The following is a 25,495-nucleotide window of genomic DNA, read 5'->3' on the forward strand; positions in this document are numbered from 1 at the left end:
TTTTTGTGTGCCTAATGATATTTATTTTTTTTGCTCTATTCAAGTTAATCGTATTTTTTAGCATGATATAATTCTTAGTAGTTATAAAAATGTAGAGAAAACCGCTGATGTCAGATCTGTATCATGTTATTGGATATCCTGTAAAACATAGTCTATCGCCAAAAATTCAGATGGAGTTAGCCAAAAAGTATAATCAAGATATGATTTTTACCGCTATAGAAGTTAATCCGGAAGACTTAGAAAACAAAATTAAAGAGTTCAAAAGTAATTCTCAAATTAAAGGTTTGAGTGTAACAGTACCGCATAAGGAAAGAGTTTTTGAATTATCAGATGATTCAGATGCTACTGCAAAAGCTGTTGGGGCTGCAAGTAATGTTATTTTCACATCTAAACGTAAAATGATAGCGCTAAATTATGATGGTTTAGGAATAGTTAATGATATTAAAAATAACTATAAAATTGAGCTTGAGAATAAGAAAATTCTTGTGGTTGGCGCTGGAGGTGCTGCAAAAGCTGTTGTGGCTGCAATAATTAAAGAGTCTCCTAATTCATTGACTATTACAAACAGAACTAGGCAAAAAGCCGAAGCTATTGCTGATTTATTTAGTGCAGATTTTGCTATAGAGGTTGAAGATTTTAGTAGTATCTCAGGTAGTTTTGATGTAGTTATTAACTCAACATCATCGAGTATCTATAATCAGATGTTACCGATAGGGACAACGAATTTTTCTAAAGGCGCATTTGCATATGATCTGATGTATGCTGATGGAGGGACTATTTTTACAAGGTGGTGTCAGGATAATAATATTCATGCTGCTGATGGTAAAGGTATGTTACAAGAGCTAAGTAAAGCGGTATTTAAATACTGGCGAAAGCTGTGACTAGTATGGCCAGTGTGATATTATATTAAGTAAATAAAATATTGGCATTTGCTGCACAATCGAATTTGGATAAAAAAATATTATTTCTTGGAGTTGGTGGAATTGGGGTTTCTGCTCTTGCAATTGCTGCTAGAAATCTTGGAGCAACAGTTGCAGGGTATGATTATAAACCGAATAAGCTAACATTAAAACTTGAGTCTCTTGGGGTTAAAATATATACCTCGCAAGATAATATTCCTTTAGATAGTTATGATATGGTCGTTTACTCAAGTGCAATATCATCAGATAATAACTTATTACAAAAAGCCAGAACTCTTGGTATAGAGTGTCTACAAAGAGCAATGTTTCTAGCAATCCTTATGAGGGATTTTAGTTATTGTATTGCTATAACTGGAACTCATGGTAAAACAACAACATCAAGTGTCTTAGCAACATTATTGTGCCACCTTGATGAAAAAAGTAGTTTTATCGTTGGAGGAGTAGTGAAATATTCTGGTTCTAATATCCAAATTAATGGTAAAGATAAGCTGGTAATCGAAGCTGATGAGAGTGATGCATCATTTTTACATTTAAATCCACAATGTACAATAATTACTAATGTTGATCTTGACCATATGACAACCTATCAAAATAGCTATGAAAATCTCTTAGATAATTTTTTGCAATTTATATCTAAAGAGACTATTAGAAATATTTACCTATGTGTAGATGATAAAGGTTGTAATGATCTGCTGCAGAAGAGTGCGCTATTAGATAAAAATATAACTTTATATGGTTTTTCAAAAGAAGCAGATGCTCGGATAAGCGACTATTATGTAAAAGATGGGTATACTTACTTTAGCATTTACTACAATGGGAAGAGTTTAGACTTTACTATTCAGTTACCAGGTAAATATAATGTGCAAAATGCTACAGCGTGTATCGTTTGTTGTTTAGATCTTGGCTTTGAGTATGAGGATATAAGAAAAGCATTACTAAATGTTGAGGGTGTAGCAAGAAGGTTTGATCTATATCTAAGAGATATCTCAGGATACAAGGTACAAGTAATTGATGATTATGGACATCACCCTGCTGAAGTTACTAACTGTCTATCAGCTGTTAGAGATAGATTTCCAAATAAAAAAATTATTCATGTGTTCCAACCACATAGATATACTCGAAATAGAGATTTATTTAAAGATTGGCAACAAGCTCTTTGCTTATCAGATCGGTTAATATTATTACCAACGTATACAGCTGGAGAAGAGGTTATTTTAGGAGCAGAAAGTAAGGATATTGCTAAAAAGCTTACAAATTGTACTTTAGTCGATGATTTTGAGAGTGTTGTGAGTATCTTAAAGCAGATCGTTGATGAAAATAGTGTTATTTTAGTCCAAGGTGCTGGAGATGTTACAAATTTAGTGGAGATGTTAGGTGAGTAGTGTAGATAAGTCGGTGCTTTATGTTGTAGCAACGCCAATAGGTAATCTTGGAGATATAACACTCCGTGCTATAGATATTTTAAAGGAAGCTGATGTGATCTTGGCAGAAGACACTCGAGTAACAGCAAAGCTCTTGATGGGGCTTAATATAAAAAATGAGCAAAAATTAGTATCGTGTCATGACTTTAATGAAGAGTCTAGAGTACAACAAGTCAAAGAATTTTTAGATGCGGGTAAAAAGGTTGCTTTAGTTAGTGATGCAGGAACTCCACTAATATCTGATCCTGGTTACAAAATAGTAGCAAGTTTGCGTAATGACAATTATAAGATAGTGCCTATTCCTGGAGCTAGTGCTGTAACAACTGCTTTGTCAGCTGCAGGTTTGCCATCAGATAGTTTTATGTTTAAAGGATTTTTATCTGCCAAAAAAGCAAAGAGGCAAGAGCAGATTCAAGAGCTTAAGAAACTTAGTACAACAGTTATACTTTATGAGTCTGTGCATAGGATAGAATATTTACTCGAGGATTTAGATAGTATCTTACCAAATGTGGATATTGCTGTTGCAAAAGAATTAACTAAACAGTTTGAGACTTTTGTTAATGGTAAACCTGCTCAAGTAATAGAGTTTTTTAAGAGCTCTCCAGAAAAACTAAAAGGAGAGTTTGTTGTTATTATAGACTGCAATGCTTCAGATATATCAGATTCTTCAAGAATTGATCAAGATTTGCTACTTGAAGCATTACTTGATGAGCTACCTTTGAAAAAGGCTGTTAAATTAACATCAGAATTATTAAAGCTCAAAAAAAATGATATATACCAAAGGGCTTTAGATTTAAAAAAAGATATGGATTTGAAAAAAAATGCTTAGTCGATCTTTGTATACTATTAAACAAATGCTTAGGCATAAGAAGATGCTTAAATCTTTAAAACATAATAACTGTTTAGAGAGTGTTGTAGATTTAACAACAGAGTTTCTAAGTCAAAAAAAAATTAAGTATTTAGCATTAGATTTTGATGGGGTATTAGCAAGTCATGGTAAACCAGAGGTTTTTAGAGAAGTTAAGCTTTGGCTAGATGATTTTGTTACTAAATTTGATGAAGGTAATATATTTATCCTTTCAAATAAACCTACTCAAGAAAGGCTCGAATATTTTAAGAAACACTTTCCTAAAATTAGATTTATATCTGGTGTAGCGAAAAAACCTTATCCAGATGGTCTTAATAAGATTGTAAATATGGTAGGCTGTCAGCCACAAGAAGTAGCTCTTGTTGATGACAGGCTTTTGACAGGAGCATTAGCATGTTTTATTGCAGGGTGCTATCCGATACTTATAACAAAACCTTATATCGATAGAGATAATTATACAAAAGAAGAGAGATTCTTTAGTTTTTTGCGTTATTGGGAACAAAAAATCTTTTTATAGAATTTTACTTGCGAGCTTTTTGATTTATTATTAATTAATAGTATTTGAGATTATTGAAAATAACTTTGTTTATGAAAAAAATTATAGTTCTTCTAGCAGTTGTATTTTTATGTACTAATGCATTTGCTACCTTTACTCATTCCTTTTTTGATGATCATAATCATTCAACTGATAATTTTGTACCTAAAAATAATAATTTCCGAGATGATGCTAAGATACAGGAGTATGGAGATAATTTTGGTAAAGATGATTCAGAAAAATATAACTGTAGTTACGATGTCTCAGGACAAGTAAGGTGTGGTGATTATAAGATTAGGCAAGATACAACTAATGATAGTGGTAAAAAACTTAGTAAGGAGATGTTAGAACATCTTGAAAAGCTTAAGAAGTCTAAAACTGTTACTGAAGGCGATGATTTTAACTGTGCATTAGATGATGGTGATGAGGCATATTGTTGGGGTAGTAATAAAAGAGGTCAGCTAGGGACTCCTGATGTAAAAAATAAAGCTTCTATCCCACATAAGGTTGATACTAAGATTAAATTTAAGAAAGTCTATACAAAGGCTCATTACGCTTGTGCCTTAGATGAGAGTGATCATGCTTACTGTTGGGGAGATGGTAGTTACGGAGAGGTAGGTAATGGCAAAAAAGGTCTCTTCAATGAACCTCAAAAAGTTAAAACTGATGTACAGTTTAATAGATTAATTATGGCAAGAACATATACGTGTGGAATTGCTAAGAAGTCTAATGATGTATATTGTTGGGGAAAAAATAATAAAGGCACAGTGAATTTAGATTCACCAGTACCTGTTAAAATTTAAAAAATGATATTAAGAAGTTTATTTATGAAAAAAAATGTAATTATAATAGCCCTTGTGTTTTTATGTGGTAGTGCCTTCGCCCTTGATACATTTACACAAAGTTTCTTTACAGAGTATAATCGTAATTATGAGTATCATAAGGATATAGCGTATTATGGATCTGGAGAGCTGAGGGTTGGTGAGTATGATATCATTCAGCCTGATGATTCAGGTAATGATAATGCTAAGCAAATAGAGGAACACTACAAGCAGCTTCAAAAAGCTAAAGGCATTAGTGAGAAGAATGGTTCTAAATGCTTTATGGATAAAAACTATAATATTTACTGTATTAATGAGAAGAATACTGATCAACCGGAAGAGCAACAGCAAGGTCAAACATCAGATGCTTTAGGTATGAGCTTTAGCGATAGCAATAAGTTTGAAAAAGTATATGGCCAAAGTAAATATGCTTGTGCTTTAGACAAACAAGGAAATGCGTATTGCTGGGGTGATGGAGAGCAAGGGGAACTTGGAAATGGAGAAAGAGGACATTTTAGCCAACCACAAAAAGTTAAAACTGATGTTAAATTTAGTAGATTAAGCGTATCTAAAACGTATGTTTGTGGTATTGCTAAACATAATCAAGGTATTTACTGTTGGGGTAAAAGTACGGGTAGTACAAACTTAAACTCAACAGTTCCTGTCCAAATATAATATGAGTAAAGACTCTAAGAAATTTCTTACAAATTCAATTCATTCTAAAATCGTAACAGAGCTAAATGATCAACTAAATAATTGTGATGAGTTTATAATTAGTGTGGCATTTGTGACATTAAGTGGAGTTTTGTGTATCTTAGAATCTTTGCGCCAGCTACAAGCTAATAATATAAAAGGTAAGATTTTAACGGGATGTTATTTGAATTTTACAGAGCCTAAGGCTTTGGATACACTTCTTGAGTTTAACAATATAGAGCTTAAGATACTCGATAATGATAACTTTCATGCTAAAGGATTCTTTTTTAGAAGTGAGCAAAGTTGGAGAGTTATGTTAGGTAGCTCGAATCTTACACAAGCTGCTCTAACAGTAAATAGTGAGTGGAATATCCTTTTTGAAGCTAATCATGATGATGAAATTATCATACAAGCGTTATCTGAGTTTAATAAACTCTTTAGTCAAGCTAAATGGGTTAGTGATTTTATTAATGAGTATAGAGAGATATATCATAAGCAACAAAGCCTACAGTCTATTCAAAATATACATTTACAAAATAGTCAAATAAGCCCGAATAAAGTCCAAAGCGAGGCTTTAGATAGTTTAGCTGCTTTAAGAAATGATAATAAAGATAAGGCTTTGATAATAAGCGCTACAGGTACAGGTAAAACCTTTTTAAGCGCATTTGATGTTGCAAAAGTTAAGCCTAAACGATGTCTTTTTATAGTTCATCGAACAAATATTGCAATAAAGGCTAAAGAAACTTTTGCTAAAGTTATTAAAGATAAAACTCTAGGGCTATATACCGGAGATAAAAAAGACTCTACAGAATACTTATTTGCAACTATACAAACTCTTAAGAATCCAAAAGTTTTAGAGAGTTTTTCAGAAAGAGAGTTTGACTATATAGTTATTGATGAAGTGCATCATGCTGAAGCAAAGAGTTATAAAAAGGTTCTTGACTATTTTAGGCCTAAATTTTTGCTTGGGATGACGGCTACTCCAGAGCGTACAGATGAAGCAGATATATTTAAGCTGTTTGATTATAACATTGCTTATGAGATTAGATTACATCAGGCTCTAGAAGAAGACTTACTATGCCCATTCCACTATTTCGCTATAGAGGATTTTTATGTTGAGTCAGAAAAGTCATTAGCTAAGGATTTTTCAAAGCTAATCAATGATGATCGTGTTGAGCATATTATCACTAAGATGAATATTTATAAGTTTAGCGGAAGTTTTCGAAGTGCATTAATGTTTGTGAGTAATGTTAATGAAGCAAAACAGCTAGCGATTAAACTAACTGAAAAAGGGATAAGTGCCAAAGCCTTAACAAGTGAAGATTCTGAAAAATCTCGATCAGATGTTATAAGTCAGCTTGAATCAAATCAGTTAGAAGTGATAGTCACGGTGGATATTTTTAACGAAGGTATTGATATCCCTTGTGTGAATCAAGTCATATTACTTCGTCCAACACAAAGTGCTATTGTGTATATTCAGCAGTTAGGTAGAGGTTTACGTAAATATAAAGATAAACATTTTGTTGTAGTGCTAGATTTTATTGCAAACTATGATAATAACTTTCTTATTCCTGTAGCATTAAGCCAGAATAATAGCTATGACAGAGATGAACTTAAAAAGTTTGTTGTTTCTCCAAATAGTTATATAGCGGGGCAAAGTACAATAACATTTACCAGCATTGCTAAAGAGATTATTTATAAGAATATTCAGGTAACAAATTTTTCACAGCTAAAGAATATTAAAAGAGATTATCAACAGCTAAAAAGAGAGCTTGGAAGAATACCTACATTGGTTGATTTTCAAAAATATAACTTTATATCTCCAGAGGTGGTTTTATCAGCTAAAGATACCTACTATGATGTATTAAACTCCTTTAAGGAAGATATTGCTGAGCTTAATACAAGGCAATATTTGGTTTTAAAGTTTATTTCTAAAGAGTTTACTCCAGCAAAAAGGTTATATGAAATATTAATCTTAGAGAAGTTGCTTGCTTGTAATAATTTGGAAATATCTCAACTCGAGTTAGATCTTAGAGAAAAGCTAAGTGACTTTGATATTGATAGCTTTGAAAGTGCTCTAAAACATCTATCTTTAAACATATTTACAGTAAATGCTGCAAGACATGATTATGAGCCTTTGATATCTATAAGTAATGGTAAAGTTATACTTCTAGTAGCAGATTTAATAAAAAATAGTAATTTATTGAAATCTCAACTTAGGGATTTGATTAAATATAATAAGCTGGTTTATTCAGAAAGGTATAGTCATCATAAGCACTTAGGGTTAGCAATGTATAGTAAGTATTCAAAAAAGGATATTGCTCATTTGCTTAATCAAGACTATACCAATGGCGGAGTCAACTTAGCTGGGTATAGAGCTTTTGATAACAAGGCTCTTCTTTTTATGACTTTTGATGAGAATAAAAAGTTCACATTACATGATAATAAGTTTATTTCTTCAAGAAGTTTTACTTATTATTCTAAAGCTGGAAAAGACTTAAATGATGAGTTTGAAAATAACTTAACTAAAGATACTTATATACGGTATGTCTTTGCTAGAACAAATAAAAATGATGAGTATTTTTACCTAGGTACAATCTCTAAATGTTTAGGAGCTAGAGAGCTTTTAAAACCTAAGAAAATGATTGAATATACATTTGAATTACAGTATGAATTACCTAGTGAAATATGGAAATATTTTGAAGTAATTTATAAAAATAAAAATTAAGGTGTAATTAAATGCTTTTTTATTTTTGTTTGCTATAATGAAGTTAAAGGAAGACACGTTACGGAGATTTGTCATGGCGTATAAAAAAGTACTATTAGCGGTAAATGTTTATGAGAATGCAGATGTTGTAATTAACTCTGCTGTTGATTTCGCTAAGAAAAATAATACTGAAGTTTTAAAAGTAGTTACAGTTATCGATTGTGTTGCTCCATTTGCACCATCTATAGTTGATTTTCAGCATTCTATAGAGAAGGAAGCAAAAGAAGAGTTAGATAAGTTAGTAGCTAAAATCTCAGGTATTAAAGTTGAGCATGAAGTACTCATCGGTAATCCTGCTACAGAGATTGTTACATATGCAGAAGAAAGCCAGTGCGATGTAATTGTATTAGGGTCTCATGCAACGCATGGAATTAATCTACTGTTAGGTTCTGTTGCTAATGCTGTTTTACATAAAGCTAAATGTGATGTATTAACTGTAAGAGTTAGCGAAAATGAAGCTGCTGTAAGTAAAGCACATAGCTATAAAAAGTTATTAGTACCTACTGATCTTGAAAATGATTCATGTGTTGTTGTAGATAAAGCAAAAGAAGTTGCTAAATTATATAACGCTAAATTAGACACAGCATTTGTAATACCAAATGACAGTATCTCTTTAATGACTTATGAAACTGCAAAAGTTGAAGCAGCACTAGAAGAGTTTGCTAAGAAAAATAATATAGATGGTGACAAATCAGTGATGATTGGTGCAATATCTAATAGTTTATTAGAAAAAGCAGAAGAAAATAATAATGATTTAATCGTTGTTGGTAGTCATAGAAGAGGTGCTATAGGCAGGTTCTTCCTAGGTTCAACAGCAAATAGTATCTTACATGAAGCAAATGTTGATGTCTTAGTTGTGAGACTAAAATAGAAAATTAATCTCTCTTTTTATTGTCTTTTAAAACTTATTTCCTTAGTTAAAAATTTTTTACAATCTTTAGTTAATTTAAATCAAAAAGTATATTTTTCTCAAAAAATATACTTAAATAGACATATTGGGTCTAAATAAATTGGTTAGAGAATGAAAAAATTATTAGTACTTTTAGCAAGCTCAGCAGAGTGGTATGAGTTCACAGTATATTCATTTTGTGCTGTGTATATTGGTAATGCTTTTTTCCCAAATCTTGATAGTCCATTTGCTAATTTCTTAGCTGCGTTTGGTGCTTTTGCTGCAGGGTTTTTAGCAAGACCTTTCGGAGGAGTTATATTTGGATATATAGGTGATAAAAAATCAAGAACAACGGCTCTTGCATGGGCTGCGTTTTTTATGGGAGTTCCTACCGTAGGTATGGCACTATTACCATCTTATGCAATGATTGGTTTTTTAGCTCCTATATTACTAGTTGCCTTTAGAATACTTCAGGGAATTGCTATTGGTGGACAATATAGTGGTTCAGTAGTTATTCTTGTAGAAGAGGAAAATACCATATTAGGCAAAGCAAAAGCATCTGCAAATGTGATTGCAAGTGCTTTTGGTGGAATTTTATTAGCAATTGTAAGTTTTCAGGTTATTAGATATTTTATTCCTGATGAGCTTATGTCAGCAGGAGGCTGGAGGATTTTGTTTGCTATAGCAATTATCCTTGTTGTAATGTCTTTCTTTATAAAGCATAGTGGTGACAAAGATGCTAAAAAGTCTGAAAAGCAACAAATAAAACTAGCACATTTAGTTATCAAATATTGGAAGAGTATAGTATTTATGATGTTACTATGTTTTCCTGGTGCAGTAGTAGCATACTTCCAAATAACAATACTACCAAATATTATTAAACAGATACTTGGACATAAAGATGTTGATGTTGCTATCCTTACAACAATAAGTTTGGTCGTTTTTATCGCTTCATGTAGCTTTTCTGCTAAATTAACTAAGTTTTTTAATATTAAAACCATAATAGCTACAGGCTTGGTTTTAATGCTGTTATTACCTTTGCCAATGTATGCATTATATAAATCTAATAGTGATTTATTGATTCTATTTTTTATAGTGATGGCTGCTATTTTTGGGATATTCTATGGCAATATTATGGTAATTTTTACAGAGAGTTTTCCTAAAGATATACGTTATACAGGTTTTGCTTTAGCTTATAATATTGGTTTTGGAATTTATGGGGGGCTTTTACCTTTTGTATGCTTTTATCTAGCTCAGCATATATCTGATTATATGGCTGTTGGGATGATATGTATAAGTGCGGTGGTAGGGTTGTTCACTTTATACAAGCTTGAGCCAGATACCTGTAAAGAAATCACTAGCAAAAACTAATTAGGTAATAGTTGTTATGAAAGAGTATTTTTTAGGTCAAAATTGTTTTGTCTATAACCTAAGTGATCAGTTATCTTTAGATGATAATTTGAAAGTTCTTAAAATATATAAAGATATCTTAGCGGATCAACAGTTTTGTCATAAGTTTAATATTTATGATATTGTTCCATCATATAATTCTGTAGCATTTCATTTTGATTATGGTAATCCGCTTGAGCTAAAAGGTGCTATCTTAAATAAGATTCTGCACGTTGACTATAAGCACAAGATAGAGTCACAAATCCATAAAATTGATGTTAAATATAACGGTCAAGATTTGGAAGTAGCAGCAGAAAAACTTGGATTGGAAGTATCTGAAATTGTAAAAAGACATACTCAAAATGAGTACCATATTGCGATGCTTGGTTTTAAGCCATACTTACCATATTTGCTTGGGTTAGATAAAAGTCTATCACTACCGCGACTCGAAACTCCTAGAAATAGGATTGCTGCAGGGTCTATAGGTATTGGAGGAGCTCAGACAACCATCTTTCCAGAGCAAACACCGAGTGGATGGAATATAATTGGTATATCAGATTTTAAAGATTTCTCTAAGCTTAGACCTGGAGATAAAATAGTTTTTAGGGAGATATAATATGCTTTTGATAAATTGTGACTTAGGTGAAAGAGGTGTTGCTCATACAGTTGATGATCAATTGGTAAAATATATTGATATTGCAAATATTGCTTGTGGTGGGCATGCTGGTGATAAGCAAAGTGTTGATTACTATGTAGATCTTTGTCAAAGAAATAATGTAAAAATTACAGCTCATATATCATATCCAGATAAAGAGGATTTTGGTAGAAAGGTTATCAAAATTGATGATAGAAGCTTATGCAAATCTTTTGATGAGCAGTTTGCTCTCTTTGAAGGAAATGTAAAGGCAATAAAGCCTCATGGCGCTTTATATAATGAGCTTAATGTTAATGAAGGATTAGTTAAAATGTTTATTTCTTGGTGTGTCAAAAATGATATTCAAGAATTGCTTGTTAGCCCCTTTGGTCTTTTGAAAAAGCATGCTGAAGAAAATGGCATAAAAATAATTAAAGAAAGTTTCGCTGAAAGAGGGTATCTACTAGATAAAAATAATAATCCAACGCTCGTACCAAGAGGTCAGCCAAATGCAGAGATTAAAGAGGTACAAAAAGCGATTAAGCAATACCGTGAGTTAGCAAAAGGCTTTATAAATATTAATGGCCAAGAAATAGCCTTTGACTCTCAAACAATATGTATACATTCTGATAGTGAGATAGCTTTAGAGCTAGCTAAAGAACTTAATAAAGCAAAAGGTTAATTATGGTAGACTTCTTTTCAGTTAGTGGAGGGTTATCTTTCCCTATTTCATTAAGAAAGTTTGGCTCTCAAGATAAAGGAGTATCTCCTAAGGGGGCTCAGGATCAGCTAAGTTTTATTACTGCATATAATTTATTAGAAAAACCTAGATGTTTTCAGGCTATAGAGATGATTTATCCATCAAAGATAAAAGCTAACAAGGATTTACTTGTAGTTATATCTGGCGCTTCTTATAACAGAACAGAGACTGCCTCTCAAAATATTCCATACAATCGAATTTGTAAGCTTAATAAAGATGAGATCTTAGAGTTTAAAGGTACAAAAAAAGGCTTTAGAACCGTTGTTTTGGCAATAGAATTTGAGCCAGGATTACAACGCTTAATTGGTAAGAAAAGATCTGAGAAACTAGGTGATTTTATAAATCATAATTATAGAACTAATTTTATAAGAGTAATAAAAGGTCCTGAGTATTTTATTTTAAAAGATAATGCCTTTTTTGATCAGTCATGGGAAATTTCACCAAACTCTAGTCAAATGGGATTATCGTTAAATGGATTAGGTTTAGATACACAAAAAATTGAGATGATATCTCAACCTGTATCTGATGGAACAGTACAATTATCTCCAGGAGGACCGATAGTCTTAATGAGACATCGCCAGACTGTAGGAGGTTATCCAAGAGTTGTAAATGTTATTGAGCCAGATATAAGTAAGCTGGCACAGTTTGTTCCTGGATCTACGATTAGATTTAGGCTTATTGAGAATGATGAAGCTTTTGGTATTATAAATGACTTAAAGCAAATGATTTAAACTTCTATAGTATAGGATATTTTAAAAATGTTATAAGCCTAAATAACGTCTTTAAATTTAAAAGAAAGTTGTTTAAAATCTATTCTCACTTTTTCAAAAATGATCTTTTTCATCTAAAAAGCACAACATGATATATTATTTCTACCACTAAAACAATAAAAAAGATAATATAAAAAAAATAATAAATTCTTGTTGTTTTTGCTTATTTCTTTGTTATAAACTTTGAGTGTCAAATATGCAAAAACATAGTTAGGAGATTATACATAATGTTGCGCAAACTGGTTAAGACACTAATTCCAAGCCAAGATAAAATATTTTTTGAATTAATGATAGAAGCAACAGAGGCAGTAGAGGACTCAGCTAGAATTTTAGATCAAATAGTTAAAGAAAAAGATAGTTTAACCCTATCTGAGCTAGCTGAAGAGTTGCGCTTAACTAGAACTGTAACAGTAGAAGTTGCTAACAAAATGGATCATGAATTAGCAAGACATTTTGTAACTCCTGTTGATAGGGTTGAGTTACATAATGTAATGACTTTACTATTAAAGCTTAATAAAAGAATTGTTAAGATACATAGATATATGCAGATCCTAATGGAAGAGGAAAGAGGAGATGTAAATTTATATCTAGCAAACTGTGTTGAAACATTACGCAAAATGACAAAAGTCTTAGATGATATGATGAAAGCCTTTACGAAAGGTGAGAAGAAAGATTTAAAGAGCTTATATATTAGATTAACAGCTTTAGATGAAAATGTTTTGGAAGATCTTGCTCATGCACTTAAACGTTTTTCTCATTTTGAAGAAGGTGATGTGATATTTATCATGAAGGTTAAGGATATCTATAAAGCTATTGAAAATGCTATTTCAACTTGTACTTCAATAGCTGAATCAATAATGAGAATTCATGTCAAAGAAGTTTAATAAGGTATTTGCCATATGATTTCAACGGTTTTGGTAGCGATTATTATAATTGCTTTGTTTTTTGAGTTCACAAATGGTTTTCATGATGCAGCGAATGTTGTTGCAACACCAATTGCGACAAAATCTTTAACTCCTGGTCAAGCCATAGGTCTAGCAGCATTTTTTAATTTCTTAGGGGCTTTCTTTGGAACAGCTGTAGCTGCAACTATTTCAAAAGGACTTGTAGATACTAATGTTGTTACAGATATTGTACTAATTTCAGCACTTTTAGGAGCAATTAGTTGGAATTTCTTTACTTGGAGTTTTGGCATTCCATCAAGCTCTTCTCATGCTTTGATAGGCTCATTAGTTGGCGCTGTAATTATTGGAGCTAGTTATCAAGATGTTAACTATATGACTGTTGTTTATAAGGTTTTGATTCCTATGGTTAGCTCGCCAATTATGGCGTTTTTCTTAGCACTAATTATTTGTATAGTTCTACTGAATATTTTTATCAGATTAAGCGGTGTCAGAAGGACAAATAAATATATAAGAGAGATGCAGGTTGTATCTACTAGTTTGCTTTCTTTTTCACATGGCTCAAATGATGCCCAAAAAACAATGTCAATAATTACATTAGCTTTGTTAAGTGCAGGACTGGTAAGTACTACTGAAGTACCTACTTGGGTAATTATATTATGTGGTATTGCAATGGGTCTAGGTACTCTTTCAGGCGGTAAAAAGATAATTAAGACTCTAAGTGCTAAGTTATCTAAACTAGAGCCAGTAAATGCTGTATCAGCAGAGCTAAGTTCAGGTGCTTTGGTCTTAGCAGCTTCTCATATAGGCTTGCCTGTTAGTACAACTCAAGTAGCATCTGGTTCAATAATGGGTGCTGGTTATGCTGATTCAGGTGTTAACTGGAAAGTCGTTAGGAAAATGGCTATAGCATGGATCTTAACTATTCCAGCATGTATAGTTGTTACTAGTGTTATTTATATAATATTATTCAATATATTTGGTGCTTTCTAAGAAGAGCTCTATATAATTATTTTTCCTTTTATTTCTAAAAATCATTATAATCATAGATTATTTAATAATTATTACTTGGTTGTATGCAGACAAAGTTTAATCGGTTAATGGTTTATATACATTGGCTTACTGTTATTTTGATATTTCTAGCTTTTATCTCTATAGAGTTTAGAAGTATTTTTGGGAAGCATACATTATTTCATGATTTTATGAAGAGCTCTCATCTGTATATAGGCTTCTTAGTGTTATTTTTGACTATCTTAAGACTTAGTATTAGGAAGTTTGTAGAATTTCCAATTATAGGGCAAAGAATATATTACAATTTCTTTAGAAGCATTGTGTCAAAGATTGTTCATATCTTTTTATACATTTGGTTGATTCTTATGCCTATTTTAGGCTGGTGCCTGATTAGTGCAAAGGGAACTTATATAATCCCTTTCGGTTTACCACCAATTCTTGAGGTGATGGCAAGACCAGATGTCATTGAAATTAAGAATATACATGAGTATTTTGCCTATATTGGTTTAGCCGTTATATTTGTTCATGCTAGTGTTGCTATTGTTGAAAGTGTAATAGTTAAGAGGATTAATACAAAGAGTTGATATCTTATTAGTCAGTATATTTTTGTTTTATTTTCTCAATACCTGATCTTACTATATTTATAAGCTCATCTTTATATTTTGAGTGTTTATACACTAATACTAAGTGAGGCTCTAGTGGGAATTCTATTTCAGCACCCTCTATCTTAGCAATGTTATCATAATCTCTTAATACGGCATTATGGTAGAACTTTGGCATAAAACCAATGACATTCTCACCTTTAATAATATTTGCTTTTTGTATTTCATTATCAACTGTATATTTGACATTATCGAGATTAAATTTATAAGTTTCAGATTTATATTTAAATTCAGTTACACCTAGAGAGAAATCATACTTATTAAATACAATTGGAGCTTCAATAATACGTTGAGGATTGTTATGCATTTCTTTGATGAAGTCTTTATTACCATATATATATGCAGGTAGTTTTATGGCATCGACTGATGAACAAACTATCCAGTCATCTAAATCAAGAAACTCAAGGTGTTTATTAAAAATTTGGATAACACTATATGAATCAAGCTGATATTGACTACCATTTAAGTTACCAATCTGATAACTGTCTAAAGCAAAGTTAAAACTTTCATCATTAATTTCTTGGATTTGTGGTAGTACGAAATCAATTATAATTTTTAGAAATAGTGGCGTTCCTAATATTTTTATAGATTTACGCTCTCTAAAGCCACTTAGCTTTACATTTTGGATAGTATCTTCTAGATCTTTAAAGGTTTTGTTACAAGAATGATAGTATTTCATTCCATCTGCTGTTGGGGAAATACGATTCTGTACATTTCTAATAAGTTTTATATCTAGAAAGCCTTCTAAAACTTCGATTTTATTTTTTATAGTATTTAACTCTACACCATAATACTTTTTAACGGAGCTATATGAGCCTAATTCGACTAATTTTAGAAAATAACGAGTTGCTTCAATAATATCTTTGCTAATAACACTCATGCTTAATATTAAACTAAATTTAATTTTAATCTTTTAATAATAGCATTATATTTATATTTACAAAAGAAATTAGAAAAAACTGACAAGGTTTTTAATGCTTTCTCTTTCTGTCCTATAGTTGTTTACAGCCGCAGATGTATCTTCATAGCCAATGGCTATTCCACATATTAGTGTATATGCTGCAAATTCTGGAAGTTCATTTTTAACTATATCAGGATAGTGCCCTAATGAAGCTTGAGGACATGTTGCAAGCCCTAAATCTGTAGCTGCTAGTAATATCGATTGGACTAGCATGCCACAGTCCATATAGCTGCTAATACTATCTGTAGGATATTTAAATATAAAAATTGCAGATGGAGAGTCAAAAGAAATATAGTTCTTTTTCCATTGTTTGATACGCTTGTCTTTATCTTCTCTCGAGATATTTAAGGCAGTATATAGATCGTGACCACATTTGATAGCTCTTTCTTTTAGTTCACCATCAAGTGGCGTATCTCCATCATAGTTGTATTCCATTCTTGGTTTTTCGCCATTTTCGCAAGCACTTAAAATTTTATTCATCAAATCAATTTTCTTTTGACCGCTAACTACAGCTATTTTCCATGGTTGAGTATTTTTGCTTGAAGGAGTCCATTTTGCAGCCTCAAATAGTTTTTCAAATATTTCTTGAGGAATTTCTTTAGTTAAGAATTCTCTAACACATTTACGATTTTTTAACACTTCTAAGGTTTGCATAATACTTGTCTAACTGAAAATTTGTATAGTGTTTATTTTAACTATAAGGTTTTTAAAAATATATAGCTCTTCTGAGCGTAGCATAAAAATGTTACATTTAATCTATAAACTATATTTTTGGGGAAAATTAATGCGAGTAGAGACAGATAGTATGGGTGAAGTTAAAGTTGCGGATGATAAATATTGGGGTGCGCAAACCCAAAGGTCATTAAAATACTTCTCAATTGGTAATGATAAAATGCCATTAGAGATTGTCAAAGCTATGGCTATTATTAAGAAAGCATCTGCTATTACAAATCATCAGCTAGATATATTATCAGAACAAAGGAGAGATCTAATAGTTAGAGCATCTGAGGAAGTATTAGAAGGTAAGTTAGATAATAATTTTCCACTATATGTTTGGATGACTGGTAGCGGTACTCAGTTAAATATGAATGTTAATGAGGTAATAGCTAACAGGGCAAATGAAATATATGGTAATAAAAAAGGAGCTAAAACTCCTGTTCACCCTAATGATGATGTTAATAAATCTCAATCATCAAACGATAGTTTCCCAACGGCAATGAATATCTCAGCAGTAATAGCAGTTTCTCAAAAGCTGATTCCTACAGCTAAATATATGCAAAAGCACTTACAGGAGAAGGCTCAAGCATGGAAGGATATAACTAAAATTGGTAGGACTCATATGCAAGATGCCGTACCTATGAAATTAGGTGAGGAGTTTGGAGGTTATGTAGCCTTACTTGAGAAAAATATTAAGCGTATAGAACTAGCCTTGCAAGATGTCTATGAGTTAGCATTAGGAGGCACAGCTGTTGGTACAGGTATAAATGCACCACAAGGGTTTGCTGAACTTGTTGCTAAGCATATTGCTAAAATAACTGAGATGCCTTTTATTACTGCAGCTAATAAATTTGAGGTGCAAGGATCTCATGATGCCCTAGTAGCTTTAATGAGTACCTTAAAAGTCTTAGCGAACTCTTTATTTAAAATAGCTAATGATATTCGAATTCTTAGCTGTGGTCCTAGAGCTGGGTTATTTGAGTTGATATTGCCTGAGAATGAGCCTGGATCATCTATTATGCCTGGTAAAGTTAATCCAACTCAGTGTGAAGCTATGGCAATGGTGGCGACTCAAGTAATGGGCTTAGATGCTGCTGTTGCTATGGCAGGTTCAGCAGGATATTTAGAGATGAATGTATATAAACCATTAATAATATTTAATATTATACAATCAATCCAAATGCTTTCTGATAGCATGCTTAACTTCTCAGATTACCTTATAAAAGGAATAAAGCCTAATAAGAAAAAAATTGATTACTACCTACATAACTCATTAATGTTAGTTACAGCTCTTGCTCCAGAGATTGGGTATGACGAGGCTTCAAAGTTAGCGCATTATGCTTATCAAGAAGATATTTCTCTAAGTGAGGCAAATTTAGAGCTCAAGTTATTACCTCAAGAAAAATTCGATGAGTTGATAAATAAGAGCATAAAATAATTCTAAGTCACACTTTGCAAATATTGACAGTTAATTTATTTTTTTGTATATTTTTTCTTTCCTCTTCTTGAAAATTAGAAAGGAAAATAAGTTAGTCACAAATTAAAGGGAGGGTAAATATGCGATTAACACAACAATTATTTACAAAAAAAATTTCTTTAGTTCGCTCTTTTTCAAAGAAAACACAAGGTCTAAAGTGTTTCGTAAAGACACAGCCTAAAGAAAGCAAAATAAAAAAATGATTTTTATTATAAAGCCTATATAATATTTCTTAAACGCTAATAAAAAGGAGCTAGAAAGTGTTTACGAAAAAAATGGCTTTTACTTATTTTATTACGGTTATATTGATTTTTAACTCTGGTTGGATTGATAGTGTAGTTTTATATAACTCTTTTGGTGCCAGTGTGGCAGTAATGTCGGGAAACTTAAGAATTCTTGGTCATAGTATTGCTGGGACTGACTGGGTTTTTGTATATAAAGTTGCGATTCTTGTCTTTGGTTTTGTTGTTGGTGCTGCTGTGAATGGTGTCTTGATGAAGACTGATGCATATGTCATCTCAGAGGATCATACTAAAACTTTAGTTTTACAGAGTGCTGTAATGCTTACAGGAACTTTGCTAATAGATATTTTTAGTAATCATCGTATTATCGATGATTTATTTTTAGCCGTTGCTATGGGTATGCAAAATAGCTTCACTACAATATTTTTTGGAGGTTTTGCTCGAACAACTCATATGACTGGCACAACTACAGATTTAGGTATTGAAATCGGACGAGTTCTGCGCGGCGATAAATCAAATATTTGGAAAATACCTTTTTTTGCTACTTGTATGACAGTATTTGTTATTGGTAATGCTGTTGGTTTTGCTTGGGTGAGAATATCTGGCGAGCACTTTACTTTGATGCTATTCCCTTCAGTCGTTTTACCAATATTTGTCGGTATTGTAATCTTGTTAGCTTATAATATGAAAATCAAAAATCACAGTCTTTAATTTAGCGTAGGAAGTAAATCAAAAGAACTAAAAATTTGTAAAGAAATTATAACAATCGCGATAGCTACTATAACTATAGTTATCGCCGATGTCATTACAAAATCTTTTTTCTTACGATAGTTGATTATCCAAAGCATCATTACAGGTAGAGCAACCTGTAAAATAGCAACAAAAATACTTGCGTAACCTAAAGCTGATTTAAATCCATCAGGATATATAATTGCGTAAAGATATGCTGGTAAGAATGTAATTATAAAAGCTAGAATTTTATGTTTGTGTAAATTCTTTGAGATTCTATATGTACTACGGTTAAAGTCAAATAGTCCTAATGCTACACCTAAGAATGAAGTTGCTAAAGCAAAAAATCCAAATAGGAATGATATTGTAGAGATATAGCCAGAAGTTCCTTCAAAATGAGTAACTATCACAGATGTTATTTCTCCAGATTCTTTGCCTAAAATACCTGTAGGTGTCGCTACAGGTAAAGATCCAAGAGTTGCAAATATCCAAAGTAGATAGATGACTAAAGGAACTGAACTACCTAATATAATTGCTTGGCGCAGAGAGCTTCTATTTGAGCCAACGTAGGTTCTAAGAGTTGGAACAATATGATGAAAGCCAAAGGAAGTTAAAAGGATTGGAAAGGCAGCCCAAATAAAATTTGGATTTTTAATTTGATAACTTAGATGATCAGTTGAAATGTGAGGAACTAATACGGCAATTAGTAAAAAGAATGCTAGAAGCTTACCTGTTAACATAAGTTTATTAACATGATCAACCACTCGAGTGCTAATATAGATAAATACTCCAAGTATAAGTATAAAAATAATACCGGTGAACTTTTCAGAGAGGCTGATATCTAAGCTACTTAGTGTTGTTGATAATAATGATCCTCCACCAACTGTATAGGCCGCGACAAGAGAGTAAAGTAGTAAAACATAGCAGATCCATACTATTGCAACACCAATGGGACCAAGAGTTTTACTTGTCATCTCTATAAAGTTTGAGCCATCATCCATTTTTAAGTTTACTTCGGCTAGGACTAAAGCCGTAAATGTCATTAGGGCCCAAATACAAATAATCAAAATAGAGCCAATAAAGAAACCACAACTAGCAACTGTCGCTGGGATAGCTAACATTCCAGCTCCGATACAAGTGCCAGATATAATCATTGCGGCACCAAATTTTCTTGATAAAATCATATTATATGCATCATCTTTGAGATTTATAAAATTTTAAATCCCAACTATTTTTTTTAAGGCTTATAATATAACTTATTATAGCTTATATGAAAATTATATTTCTAGAAAATGGATATGAATAACAAAATTAAACAAGCTTTGACTGAATTGGATATTCAAGCTAATGAAACACAGATTAGTTTATGGATAGATTATCTAAAATTATTAGAGAAATGGAATAAAGTCTATAATATGACGGCAATCAAGAATATTGAAGATATGTTGGTCAAACATTTATTTGATAGTTTAGCTGTTGCTAAGTATCTAAAAGGTTCATCAACTATAGATGTTGGCACTGGAGGTGGTTTGCCTGGAGTGGTGCTTGCTATTTTATACCCAAATCATCAATTTACACTAGTTGATAGTGTTGGTAAAAAGATTATGTTTCTTAAAAATGTCAAAAAATCCTTAAATTTAAGTAATATAAATCCTGTCAATTGTAGAGTTGAAGATTTAGAGGGGAATTTTGATAATATTATCTCACGAGCATTTAGTTCAGTTGATACCTTTTATGAGTTATGTAAGCAATTTTTAACAAATGATAATCAAATGTTAGCAATGAAAGGTCCTGACTTAGAAGAACAAAATCTAGCAACACTACCATTAGATGCACAAAAAATTAAAATAAAAGTACCTTTCTTAAAAGCTGAAAGAAATCTAATTGTAATGAGAAAAAAAGATGCTTGATAAAGATTATATAAAAGAGGCTTTTACAACTATTAATCAGAATATAGCTAACCATGCAAACTTACTTGCAGTAAGTAAGTATCAGTCACTAGAAAAAATAAAATATCTAGCAGGTTTAGGGCAAAAAGATTTTGGTGAAAACTATTTTCAAGAGCTTGAGCAAAAAGCTCAGCAACTTCCTAATCTAAGGTGGCACTTTATAGGATCTTTGCAGTCACGGAAAATAAAGCATATAGTCAAATATGCTAACTCGATACAGAGTGTCGAGAAAGTAGAACATCTTGAGAAGATAAATAAATCAGCGTGTCAGTTAGACAAGGTAATAGATGTATATTTGCAAATAAATATCGATGATGATCCTAATAAGTCAGGATTTAAGTCTTCTCAATATAAAGAAGTTATCGAGTGTGTTGAAAGATCAAATGATTTAACTGGAGTAAAAATAGTTGGGCTAATGTGTATTCCTGCTAAGTCAGAACTACCTGAAGGAAGTTTTAAAAAAATGAAAAATTTTTTTGATTTAGTTAATTCGAAGCTTTCTCAAGATTTACGACTAGATAGGCTATCTATGGGTATGAGTGCTGATTATGAAGTAGCTATAAAGTATGGGAGTACCGATGTGCGGATTGGAAGTAGTCTATTTGGTAAAAGAGATGTTAAATAATTTTCTTTGAAAAACATTTCAGATATTAGATAGAATTTCACTATTTATAACTAAGTTGACAAACTCTCTTATTTTAGGTTGGACAAATTTATTTTTTGGATAATATATAAACAACTCCTGTTCATTAGCAAATTCATTAGGTAATATTTCGACTAATCTACCTTCTTCTAGCTCTTTTCTTATTATATACTCATGAAATTGTGCTATGCCCATACTATCTAAGACACATTCTTTTATAAACTCTGTACTATCAGCAGATATTATAGGTTTACTAATATTAGTTTTAATACTATTTTTAGTATTTACTAAAAGAGTTGCCCTAGAGAGATGAGGTATAATAATATGATTAGATAAGTCCTCTAAATTCTTAGGGACTCCTCTTTCTTTAAGATAGTTAGGACTTGCACATAAAACATATCTCGTTTTTGCAATTCTGCGTGCAATAATATCTTCAGGGGGAGGCCAGTTAACTCCTAGAACAATATCCGCTTCTTGAGTTTTAAAATCAGGTAATTTTTCTTCAACGCTCACTTCTATTTTAACTTTAGGAAAGTTTTTTGAATATTGCTTTATGAGTTTTAAAAGAATCTTTCGAGCAAAGAATGGTTTAGTACTTATCCTTAATATTCCAGACGGCTCACTATGAAATGATTCTGCTAGGTCTCTCACTTTCATTATTTCATGTTGTAGATTAGCACAGTATTCAAATAGAATTTTCCCCTCATGGGTAAGAGACAGTGTCCTTGTTGTGCGATTTATTAAATCAACTTTTAGCTCTTTCTCAAGAAGCTTTATCGAGTGACTTATTGCGGCTTTTGTAACTCCAAGGACTTTTGCAGTGTTTGTAAAACTTCCATGTAAAACGAGCTCATGGAAAACCTCAAATAGAGAAATAGGTATTTTTTTATAATCTTTCATTGTTTAAAAAAAGTGAACTTAAGTTAACTATATAATCAATTGTAAAATAATTTTTTTAGTTTATCATGTGATTTTTTAAATTAATTTCAAAGTCCAGAAAATGAGAAATTATAAAATAATAATTTTATTAAGCTATATTGGTCTTGCAAGTGGTTCAGCTGCTATTCTTAATCCTGCATTACCATATATTACAAGAGAATATGGTTTATCTAAAGGAGCTGTTGAATGGATTGTGACAGCTTTTTTGATAGGGTATGTTGTAGGGTTAATAATATATGGACCTATAGCAAAGAAATATGGTGGAGCAAAAACACTAAGAATAGGTATGATCATAAATATCATAGGAATAATAATATGTCTATTGGCATCAAAAGATTCATCTATGTTTATGCTGGCTACAGGAAGGTTTGTAACGGCTGTGGGAGCCTCTGCTGGACTAGCATGTGTCTTTCTTATACTAAATCAATCGCTTGCGCCTCATAAAGTGAAATTCGCCTTATCTTTTGCAACGGTCTCTTTTACTTTAGCAATAACAATAGCTACATTAATAGGGGGAGTAATTACTACTTATAGCTATTGGAGTTATTGTTTTTATGTATTATTATTACAAGCCGTGATAATGTTTGGTATGAGCTTCTTATATGAAAATAAAAAAGATGCTGGATATGATCTTAAAGTATCAGCTATTGTTGGTGGATATCTAGAAGCTTTTAAAAGCTATAAACTAATAGTTTTCTCATTGGCAATAGGTTCTATGTCTGTCTTTAGTTATTGCTATTCTGCATCTGGGCCTTTTATGGCTCACTCTTTATTTAACTTTAGTAGTGCAGAATATAGTATTTGGACTTCTATGACTATGATAGGAATTTTATCTGGATCGATAATAATAGCTAAAATAATAAATAAATATGAAAGTGAAAATATACTTATTATTGCTTTGATTTGTCTAATTATTTTGATTGTAGTTTTGGCTGTGTTAAAGGTTGCTAATAGTCTTACGCCAGTAATATTTTTTGTATTGATAACTTTAATGTACTTTGTATGTAATTTTATATTTCCTACGGGGTCACATATCGCATCAAATGCGATTGAGTGTAAGGCGAATGGTTCGGCAGCTATGAATTTTATAAATATGTTAACAGCTGTTGTAGGAGTAACTGCGATGGGATATGTACCATTTGAGTATATTTGGAGTTTCCTATTATTATCAGCTATATTACCTGTTGTATGTTTAGTATTAATTGCAATTAATAAAAGAATATCTCAATCATAATTATTTATGTTTAGGTTTTATGAAAAGTTTTAAATATCTACTTATTTGTTTTTAATTTTTTATAAGAGCCTTTATTTTGCTCCTTATTCTTTATATTGGATCAGCCATTTGTAATGGCTTATAGCAACGTTAAGATATGACAAAAGCATTTTAAAGCTTAGGATAATTAGAGGTATTTATAATTTATCTTACAATTGTTTAAAAAATCTAAACTAAAGTTAATTATTTAATATATTGTAAAATATTTTTTTTAATTTAGTATATATTCCATCATCGTAAAAATAAATAAACATAATAAACAAAAGAGAATAAAAATGAAAAACTATAAAATAATAATTCTATTAAGTTATATAAGTATTGCTAGTGCTTCGGCAGTTATTATAAACCCTGCATTACCAAATATTGCTAAAGGGTTTGGGATATCTACTGGTGCAGTTGAGTGGTTAGTGAGTGTTTTCCTTATAGGATATGTTGCAGGTCAAATAATATATGGACCAATTGCAAAAAAATATGGAGATGCTAAAACACTACGAATTGGGATGATTATAAATATCATTGGTATACTAATTTGTTTACTATCTTCGTCTATGTCTATGTTACTTATAGGAAGATTTGTAACAGCTATAGGAGCATCAGCGGGGCTGGTGTGTACATTTATTATAATAAATAACTCTCTTTCTCCTCATAAAGCTAAGTTAGCCTTATCTTTTGCAACTATATCTTTTGCAATATCATTAACGCTAGCAACATTAATAGGAGGTTTAATCAGTGCTTATACTCATTGGTACTACTGTTTTTATGTATTATTGTTACAAGCTGTGATAATGTTTGGAGCAAGTTTTTTATATGATAATAAAAAAGACTTTAGCTTTGATTTGAAAGTATCTACTATTATTGATGGCTATAAAAATGCTTTTAGTAACTTCAAATTAGTAGTGTTTGCGATGACATTAGGGGTTATGACAGTTTTTAGCTATTGTTACTCTGTAGCAGGTCCTTTTATTGCTCATAATATGTTCAGTTTTAATAGTGCGCAATATAGTTTGTGGACTTCTATGACAATTGTAGGAATTATATCAGGATCAATGTTGATTGCTAAAGTAATAAATAAGCATGATAGTCATAGAATACTTATTGTAGCTTTAGTTTGCTTTTTTGCCTTGCTTATAGTTACAGCAGGATTAAAAATGGCTAATGAGATTACACCATTGGTATTCTTTGTACTAATAACGTTGATGTATTTTGTATGTAATTTTATATATCCTACAGCTTCTCATCTAGCATCTAATGCGATTGAGTGTAAATCAAATGGATCAGCAGCAATGAATTTTATAAATATGTTAACAGGTGTTATAGCGGTCTCTATAATGGGGTATATACCTTTTGAATATATTTGGAGCTTTTTGTTAATGTGTGCAATACTTCCAGTTATTTGTTTTGTATTAATTATTTATAATAAGTTTTAAATCAATTTATTTTTCTAACTAAACTTCTTAACTTTCCTTAAAATTATTTGAGATAAATAAAATAGTCTATCTATTGAAGTATGCTTACTAAAGCAT

Annotated in this window: 25 protein-coding genes; 21 read left to right on the forward strand and 4 right to left on the reverse strand. The window is 31.4% G+C overall.

The annotated features are described in order from the left end of the window. The first annotated feature begins 107 nt into the window (after positions 1-107). From aroE to FIP56_RS00370, 15 genes are all read left to right on the forward strand, one after another. On the forward strand, positions 108-881 hold the full coding sequence (gene aroE / locus FIP56_RS00300; protein ID WP_192577016.1) for a shikimate dehydrogenase: 774 nt from the start codon (positions 108-110) through the stop codon (positions 879-881). Positions 882-946: 65 nt separating this feature from the next. Continuing rightward, entirely contained in the window at positions 947-2,302 is a 1,356-nt protein-coding gene (gene murC, locus FIP56_RS00305; RefSeq protein ID WP_192577017.1) for a UDP-N-acetylmuramate--L-alanine ligase, read from the forward strand. Continuing rightward, entirely contained in the window at positions 2,295-3,170 is an 876-nt protein-coding gene (gene rsmI, locus FIP56_RS00310; RefSeq protein ID WP_192577018.1) for a 16S rRNA (cytidine(1402)-2'-O)-methyltransferase, read from the forward strand. Before murC ends, rsmI begins: the two co-directional genes overlap by 8 nt. Beyond that, positions 3,163-3,726 (forward strand): HAD family hydrolase, encoded by a 564-nt coding sequence (locus tag FIP56_RS00315; protein WP_192577019.1) that lies wholly within the window; start codon positions 3,163-3,165, stop codon positions 3,724-3,726. The genes rsmI and FIP56_RS00315 overlap by 8 nt, the downstream gene beginning before the upstream one ends. Positions 3,727-3,797: 71 nt before the next feature. Then, complete coding sequence (locus tag FIP56_RS00320) at positions 3,798-4,547, forward strand: regulator (RefSeq protein ID WP_192577020.1); 750 nt, start codon at positions 3,798-3,800, stop codon at positions 4,545-4,547. Between the two features lie 24 nt (positions 4,548-4,571). Continuing rightward, positions 4,572-5,240: an RCC1 domain-containing protein gene (locus FIP56_RS00325; RefSeq protein ID WP_192577021.1), complete on the forward strand. Its 669-nt coding sequence runs from the start codon at positions 4,572-4,574 to the stop codon at positions 5,238-5,240. A gap of 1 nt (position 5,241) precedes the next feature. Then, positions 5,242-7,986, forward strand: coding sequence for a DUF3427 domain-containing protein (locus FIP56_RS00330; protein ID WP_192577022.1), 2,745 nt, complete (start codon positions 5,242-5,244; stop codon positions 7,984-7,986). Between the two features lie 73 nt (positions 7,987-8,059). Then, on the forward strand, positions 8,060-8,896 hold the full coding sequence (locus FIP56_RS00335; protein ID WP_192577023.1) for a universal stress protein: 837 nt from the start codon (positions 8,060-8,062) through the stop codon (positions 8,894-8,896). 150 nt (positions 8,897-9,046) lie between these two features. Beyond that, on the forward strand, positions 9,047-10,285 hold the full coding sequence (locus FIP56_RS00340) for an MFS transporter (protein WP_192577024.1): 1,239 nt from the start codon (positions 9,047-9,049) through the stop codon (positions 10,283-10,285). Between the two features lie 16 nt (positions 10,286-10,301). Further along, the gene (locus FIP56_RS00345) at positions 10,302-10,919 is read left to right on the forward strand and encodes a carboxyltransferase domain-containing protein (protein ID WP_192577025.1); all 618 of its coding nucleotides are present in this window, start codon (positions 10,302-10,304) and stop codon (positions 10,917-10,919) included. Between the two features lies 1 nt (position 10,920). Further along, a complete protein-coding gene (locus FIP56_RS00350) occupies positions 10,921-11,619 on the forward strand; it encodes a 5-oxoprolinase subunit PxpA (RefSeq protein ID WP_192577026.1) in 699 nt (232 codons plus the stop codon). A gap of 2 nt (positions 11,620-11,621) precedes the next feature. After that, positions 11,622-12,428, forward strand: a complete 807-nt coding sequence (locus tag FIP56_RS00355) for a hydrolase (protein WP_192577027.1) — start codon at positions 11,622-11,624, stop codon at positions 12,426-12,428. 266 nt (positions 12,429-12,694) lie between these two features. Continuing rightward, positions 12,695-13,351 carry a PhoU family transcriptional regulator gene (locus tag FIP56_RS00360; protein ID WP_192577028.1) on the forward strand — a complete coding sequence of 219 codons (657 nt, stop codon included), beginning with the start codon at positions 12,695-12,697 and terminating at the stop codon, positions 13,349-13,351. Positions 13,352-13,366: 15 nt separating this feature from the next. Beyond that, positions 13,367-14,362, forward strand: a complete 996-nt coding sequence (locus FIP56_RS00365; RefSeq protein WP_192577029.1) for an inorganic phosphate transporter — start codon at positions 13,367-13,369, stop codon at positions 14,360-14,362. 83 nt (positions 14,363-14,445) lie between these two features. After that, entirely contained in the window at positions 14,446-14,964 is a 519-nt protein-coding gene (locus FIP56_RS00370; RefSeq protein ID WP_192577030.1) for a cytochrome b/b6 domain-containing protein, read from the forward strand. A gap of 7 nt (positions 14,965-14,971) precedes the next feature. Here FIP56_RS00370 and FIP56_RS00375 read toward each other — a convergent pair whose 3' ends face one another. Then, positions 14,972-15,922, reverse strand: a complete 951-nt coding sequence (locus tag FIP56_RS00375) for a LysR family transcriptional regulator (protein WP_192577031.1) — start codon at positions 15,920-15,922, stop codon at positions 14,972-14,974. A gap of 69 nt (positions 15,923-15,991) precedes the next feature. Then, positions 15,992-16,657 carry a nitroreductase gene (locus tag FIP56_RS00380; protein WP_192577032.1) on the reverse strand — a complete coding sequence of 222 codons (666 nt, stop codon included), beginning with the start codon at positions 16,655-16,657 and terminating at the stop codon, positions 15,992-15,994. A gap of 130 nt (positions 16,658-16,787) precedes the next feature. Here FIP56_RS00380 and fumC point away from each other — a divergent pair, with 130 nt between their 5' ends. Both fumC and FIP56_RS00390 read left to right on the forward strand, forming a co-directional pair. Continuing rightward, the gene (fumC, locus tag FIP56_RS00385) at positions 16,788-18,158 is read left to right on the forward strand and encodes a class II fumarate hydratase (protein WP_192577033.1); all 1,371 of its coding nucleotides are present in this window, start codon (positions 16,788-16,790) and stop codon (positions 18,156-18,158) included. Positions 18,159-18,457: 299 nt separating this feature from the next. Beyond that, a complete protein-coding gene (locus FIP56_RS00390) occupies positions 18,458-19,150 on the forward strand; it encodes a YoaK family protein (RefSeq protein WP_192577034.1) in 693 nt (230 codons plus the stop codon). Here FIP56_RS00390 and FIP56_RS00395 read toward each other — a convergent pair. Then, on the reverse strand, positions 19,147-20,352 hold the full coding sequence (locus FIP56_RS00395; protein ID WP_192577035.1) for an aromatic amino acid transport family protein: 1,206 nt from the start codon (positions 20,350-20,352) through the stop codon (positions 19,147-19,149). The genes FIP56_RS00390 and FIP56_RS00395 overlap by 4 nt on opposite strands. A 108-nt stretch (positions 20,353-20,460) precedes the next feature. On the opposite strand from FIP56_RS00395, the gene rsmG reads away from it, so the two are divergent. Together rsmG and FIP56_RS00405 are read left to right on the forward strand one after the other, a co-directional pair. Then, complete coding sequence (gene rsmG / locus FIP56_RS00400) at positions 20,461-21,078, forward strand: 16S rRNA (guanine(527)-N(7))-methyltransferase RsmG (RefSeq protein WP_192577036.1); 618 nt, start codon at positions 20,461-20,463, stop codon at positions 21,076-21,078. Continuing rightward, a complete protein-coding gene (locus tag FIP56_RS00405; RefSeq protein WP_192577037.1) occupies positions 21,071-21,742 on the forward strand; it encodes a YggS family pyridoxal phosphate-dependent enzyme in 672 nt (223 codons plus the stop codon). The genes rsmG and FIP56_RS00405 overlap by 8 nt, the downstream gene beginning before the upstream one ends. Before the next feature lie 18 nt (positions 21,743-21,760). Here FIP56_RS00405 and FIP56_RS00410 read toward each other — a convergent pair whose 3' ends face one another. After that, positions 21,761-22,660: a LysR family transcriptional regulator gene (locus tag FIP56_RS00410; RefSeq protein ID WP_192577038.1), complete on the reverse strand. Its 900-nt coding sequence runs from the start codon at positions 22,658-22,660 to the stop codon at positions 21,761-21,763. A gap of 100 nt (positions 22,661-22,760) precedes the next feature. Between FIP56_RS00410 and FIP56_RS00415 the strand changes: the two genes are divergently transcribed. Continuing rightward, positions 22,761-23,933 (forward strand): MFS transporter, encoded by a 1,173-nt coding sequence (locus FIP56_RS00415; RefSeq protein WP_192577039.1) that lies wholly within the window; start codon positions 22,761-22,763, stop codon positions 23,931-23,933. A gap of 314 nt (positions 23,934-24,247) precedes the next feature. Continuing rightward, complete coding sequence (locus FIP56_RS00420) at positions 24,248-25,399, forward strand: MFS transporter (protein ID WP_192577040.1); 1,152 nt, start codon at positions 24,248-24,250, stop codon at positions 25,397-25,399. The last annotated feature ends 96 nt before the right edge of the window (positions 25,400-25,495 follow it).

The organism is Francisella sp. LA112445, from assembly GCF_012224145.1.
GTDB lineage: Bacteria > Pseudomonadota > Gammaproteobacteria > Francisellales > Francisellaceae > Francisella.

Coding starts and splice junctions, on each gene's coding strand:
- aroE (WP_192577016.1), top strand. CDS start 108: ATGTCAGATCTGTATCATGTTATTGGATATCCTGTAAAACATAGTCTA.
- FIP56_RS00315 (WP_192577019.1), top strand. CDS start 3,163: ATGCTTAGTCGATCTTTGTATACTATTAAACAAATGCTTAGGCATAAG.
- FIP56_RS00320 (WP_192577020.1), top strand. CDS start 3,798: ATGAAAAAAATTATAGTTCTTCTAGCAGTTGTATTTTTATGTACTAAT.
- FIP56_RS00325 (WP_192577021.1), top strand. CDS start 4,572: ATGAAAAAAAATGTAATTATAATAGCCCTTGTGTTTTTATGTGGTAGT.
- FIP56_RS00330 (WP_192577022.1), top strand. CDS start 5,242: ATGAGTAAAGACTCTAAGAAATTTCTTACAAATTCAATTCATTCTAAA.
- FIP56_RS00335 (WP_192577023.1), top strand. CDS start 8,060: ATGGCGTATAAAAAAGTACTATTAGCGGTAAATGTTTATGAGAATGCA.
- FIP56_RS00340 (WP_192577024.1), top strand. CDS start 9,047: ATGAAAAAATTATTAGTACTTTTAGCAAGCTCAGCAGAGTGGTATGAG.
- FIP56_RS00345 (WP_192577025.1), top strand. CDS start 10,302: ATGAAAGAGTATTTTTTAGGTCAAAATTGTTTTGTCTATAACCTAAGT.
- FIP56_RS00350 (WP_192577026.1), top strand. CDS start 10,921: ATGCTTTTGATAAATTGTGACTTAGGTGAAAGAGGTGTTGCTCATACA.
- FIP56_RS00355 (WP_192577027.1), top strand. CDS start 11,622: ATGGTAGACTTCTTTTCAGTTAGTGGAGGGTTATCTTTCCCTATTTCA.
- FIP56_RS00360 (WP_192577028.1), top strand. CDS start 12,695: ATGTTGCGCAAACTGGTTAAGACACTAATTCCAAGCCAAGATAAAATA.
- FIP56_RS00365 (WP_192577029.1), top strand. CDS start 13,367: ATGATTTCAACGGTTTTGGTAGCGATTATTATAATTGCTTTGTTTTTT.
- FIP56_RS00370 (WP_192577030.1), top strand. CDS start 14,446: ATGCAGACAAAGTTTAATCGGTTAATGGTTTATATACATTGGCTTACT.
- FIP56_RS00375 (WP_192577031.1), bottom strand. CDS start 15,922: ATGAGTGTTATTAGCAAAGATATTATTGAAGCAACTCGTTATTTTCTA.
- FIP56_RS00380 (WP_192577032.1), bottom strand. CDS start 16,657: ATGCAAACCTTAGAAGTGTTAAAAAATCGTAAATGTGTTAGAGAATTC.
- fumC (WP_192577033.1), top strand. CDS start 16,788: ATGCGAGTAGAGACAGATAGTATGGGTGAAGTTAAAGTTGCGGATGAT.
- FIP56_RS00395 (WP_192577035.1), bottom strand. CDS start 20,352: ATGATTTTATCAAGAAAATTTGGTGCCGCAATGATTATATCTGGCACT.
- rsmG (WP_192577036.1), top strand. CDS start 20,461: ATGGATATGAATAACAAAATTAAACAAGCTTTGACTGAATTGGATATT.
- FIP56_RS00405 (WP_192577037.1), top strand. CDS start 21,071: ATGCTTGATAAAGATTATATAAAAGAGGCTTTTACAACTATTAATCAG.
- FIP56_RS00410 (WP_192577038.1), bottom strand. CDS start 22,660: ATGAAAGATTATAAAAAAATACCTATTTCTCTATTTGAGGTTTTCCAT.
- FIP56_RS00415 (WP_192577039.1), top strand. CDS start 22,761: ATGAGAAATTATAAAATAATAATTTTATTAAGCTATATTGGTCTTGCA.
- FIP56_RS00420 (WP_192577040.1), top strand. CDS start 24,248: ATGAAAAACTATAAAATAATAATTCTATTAAGTTATATAAGTATTGCT.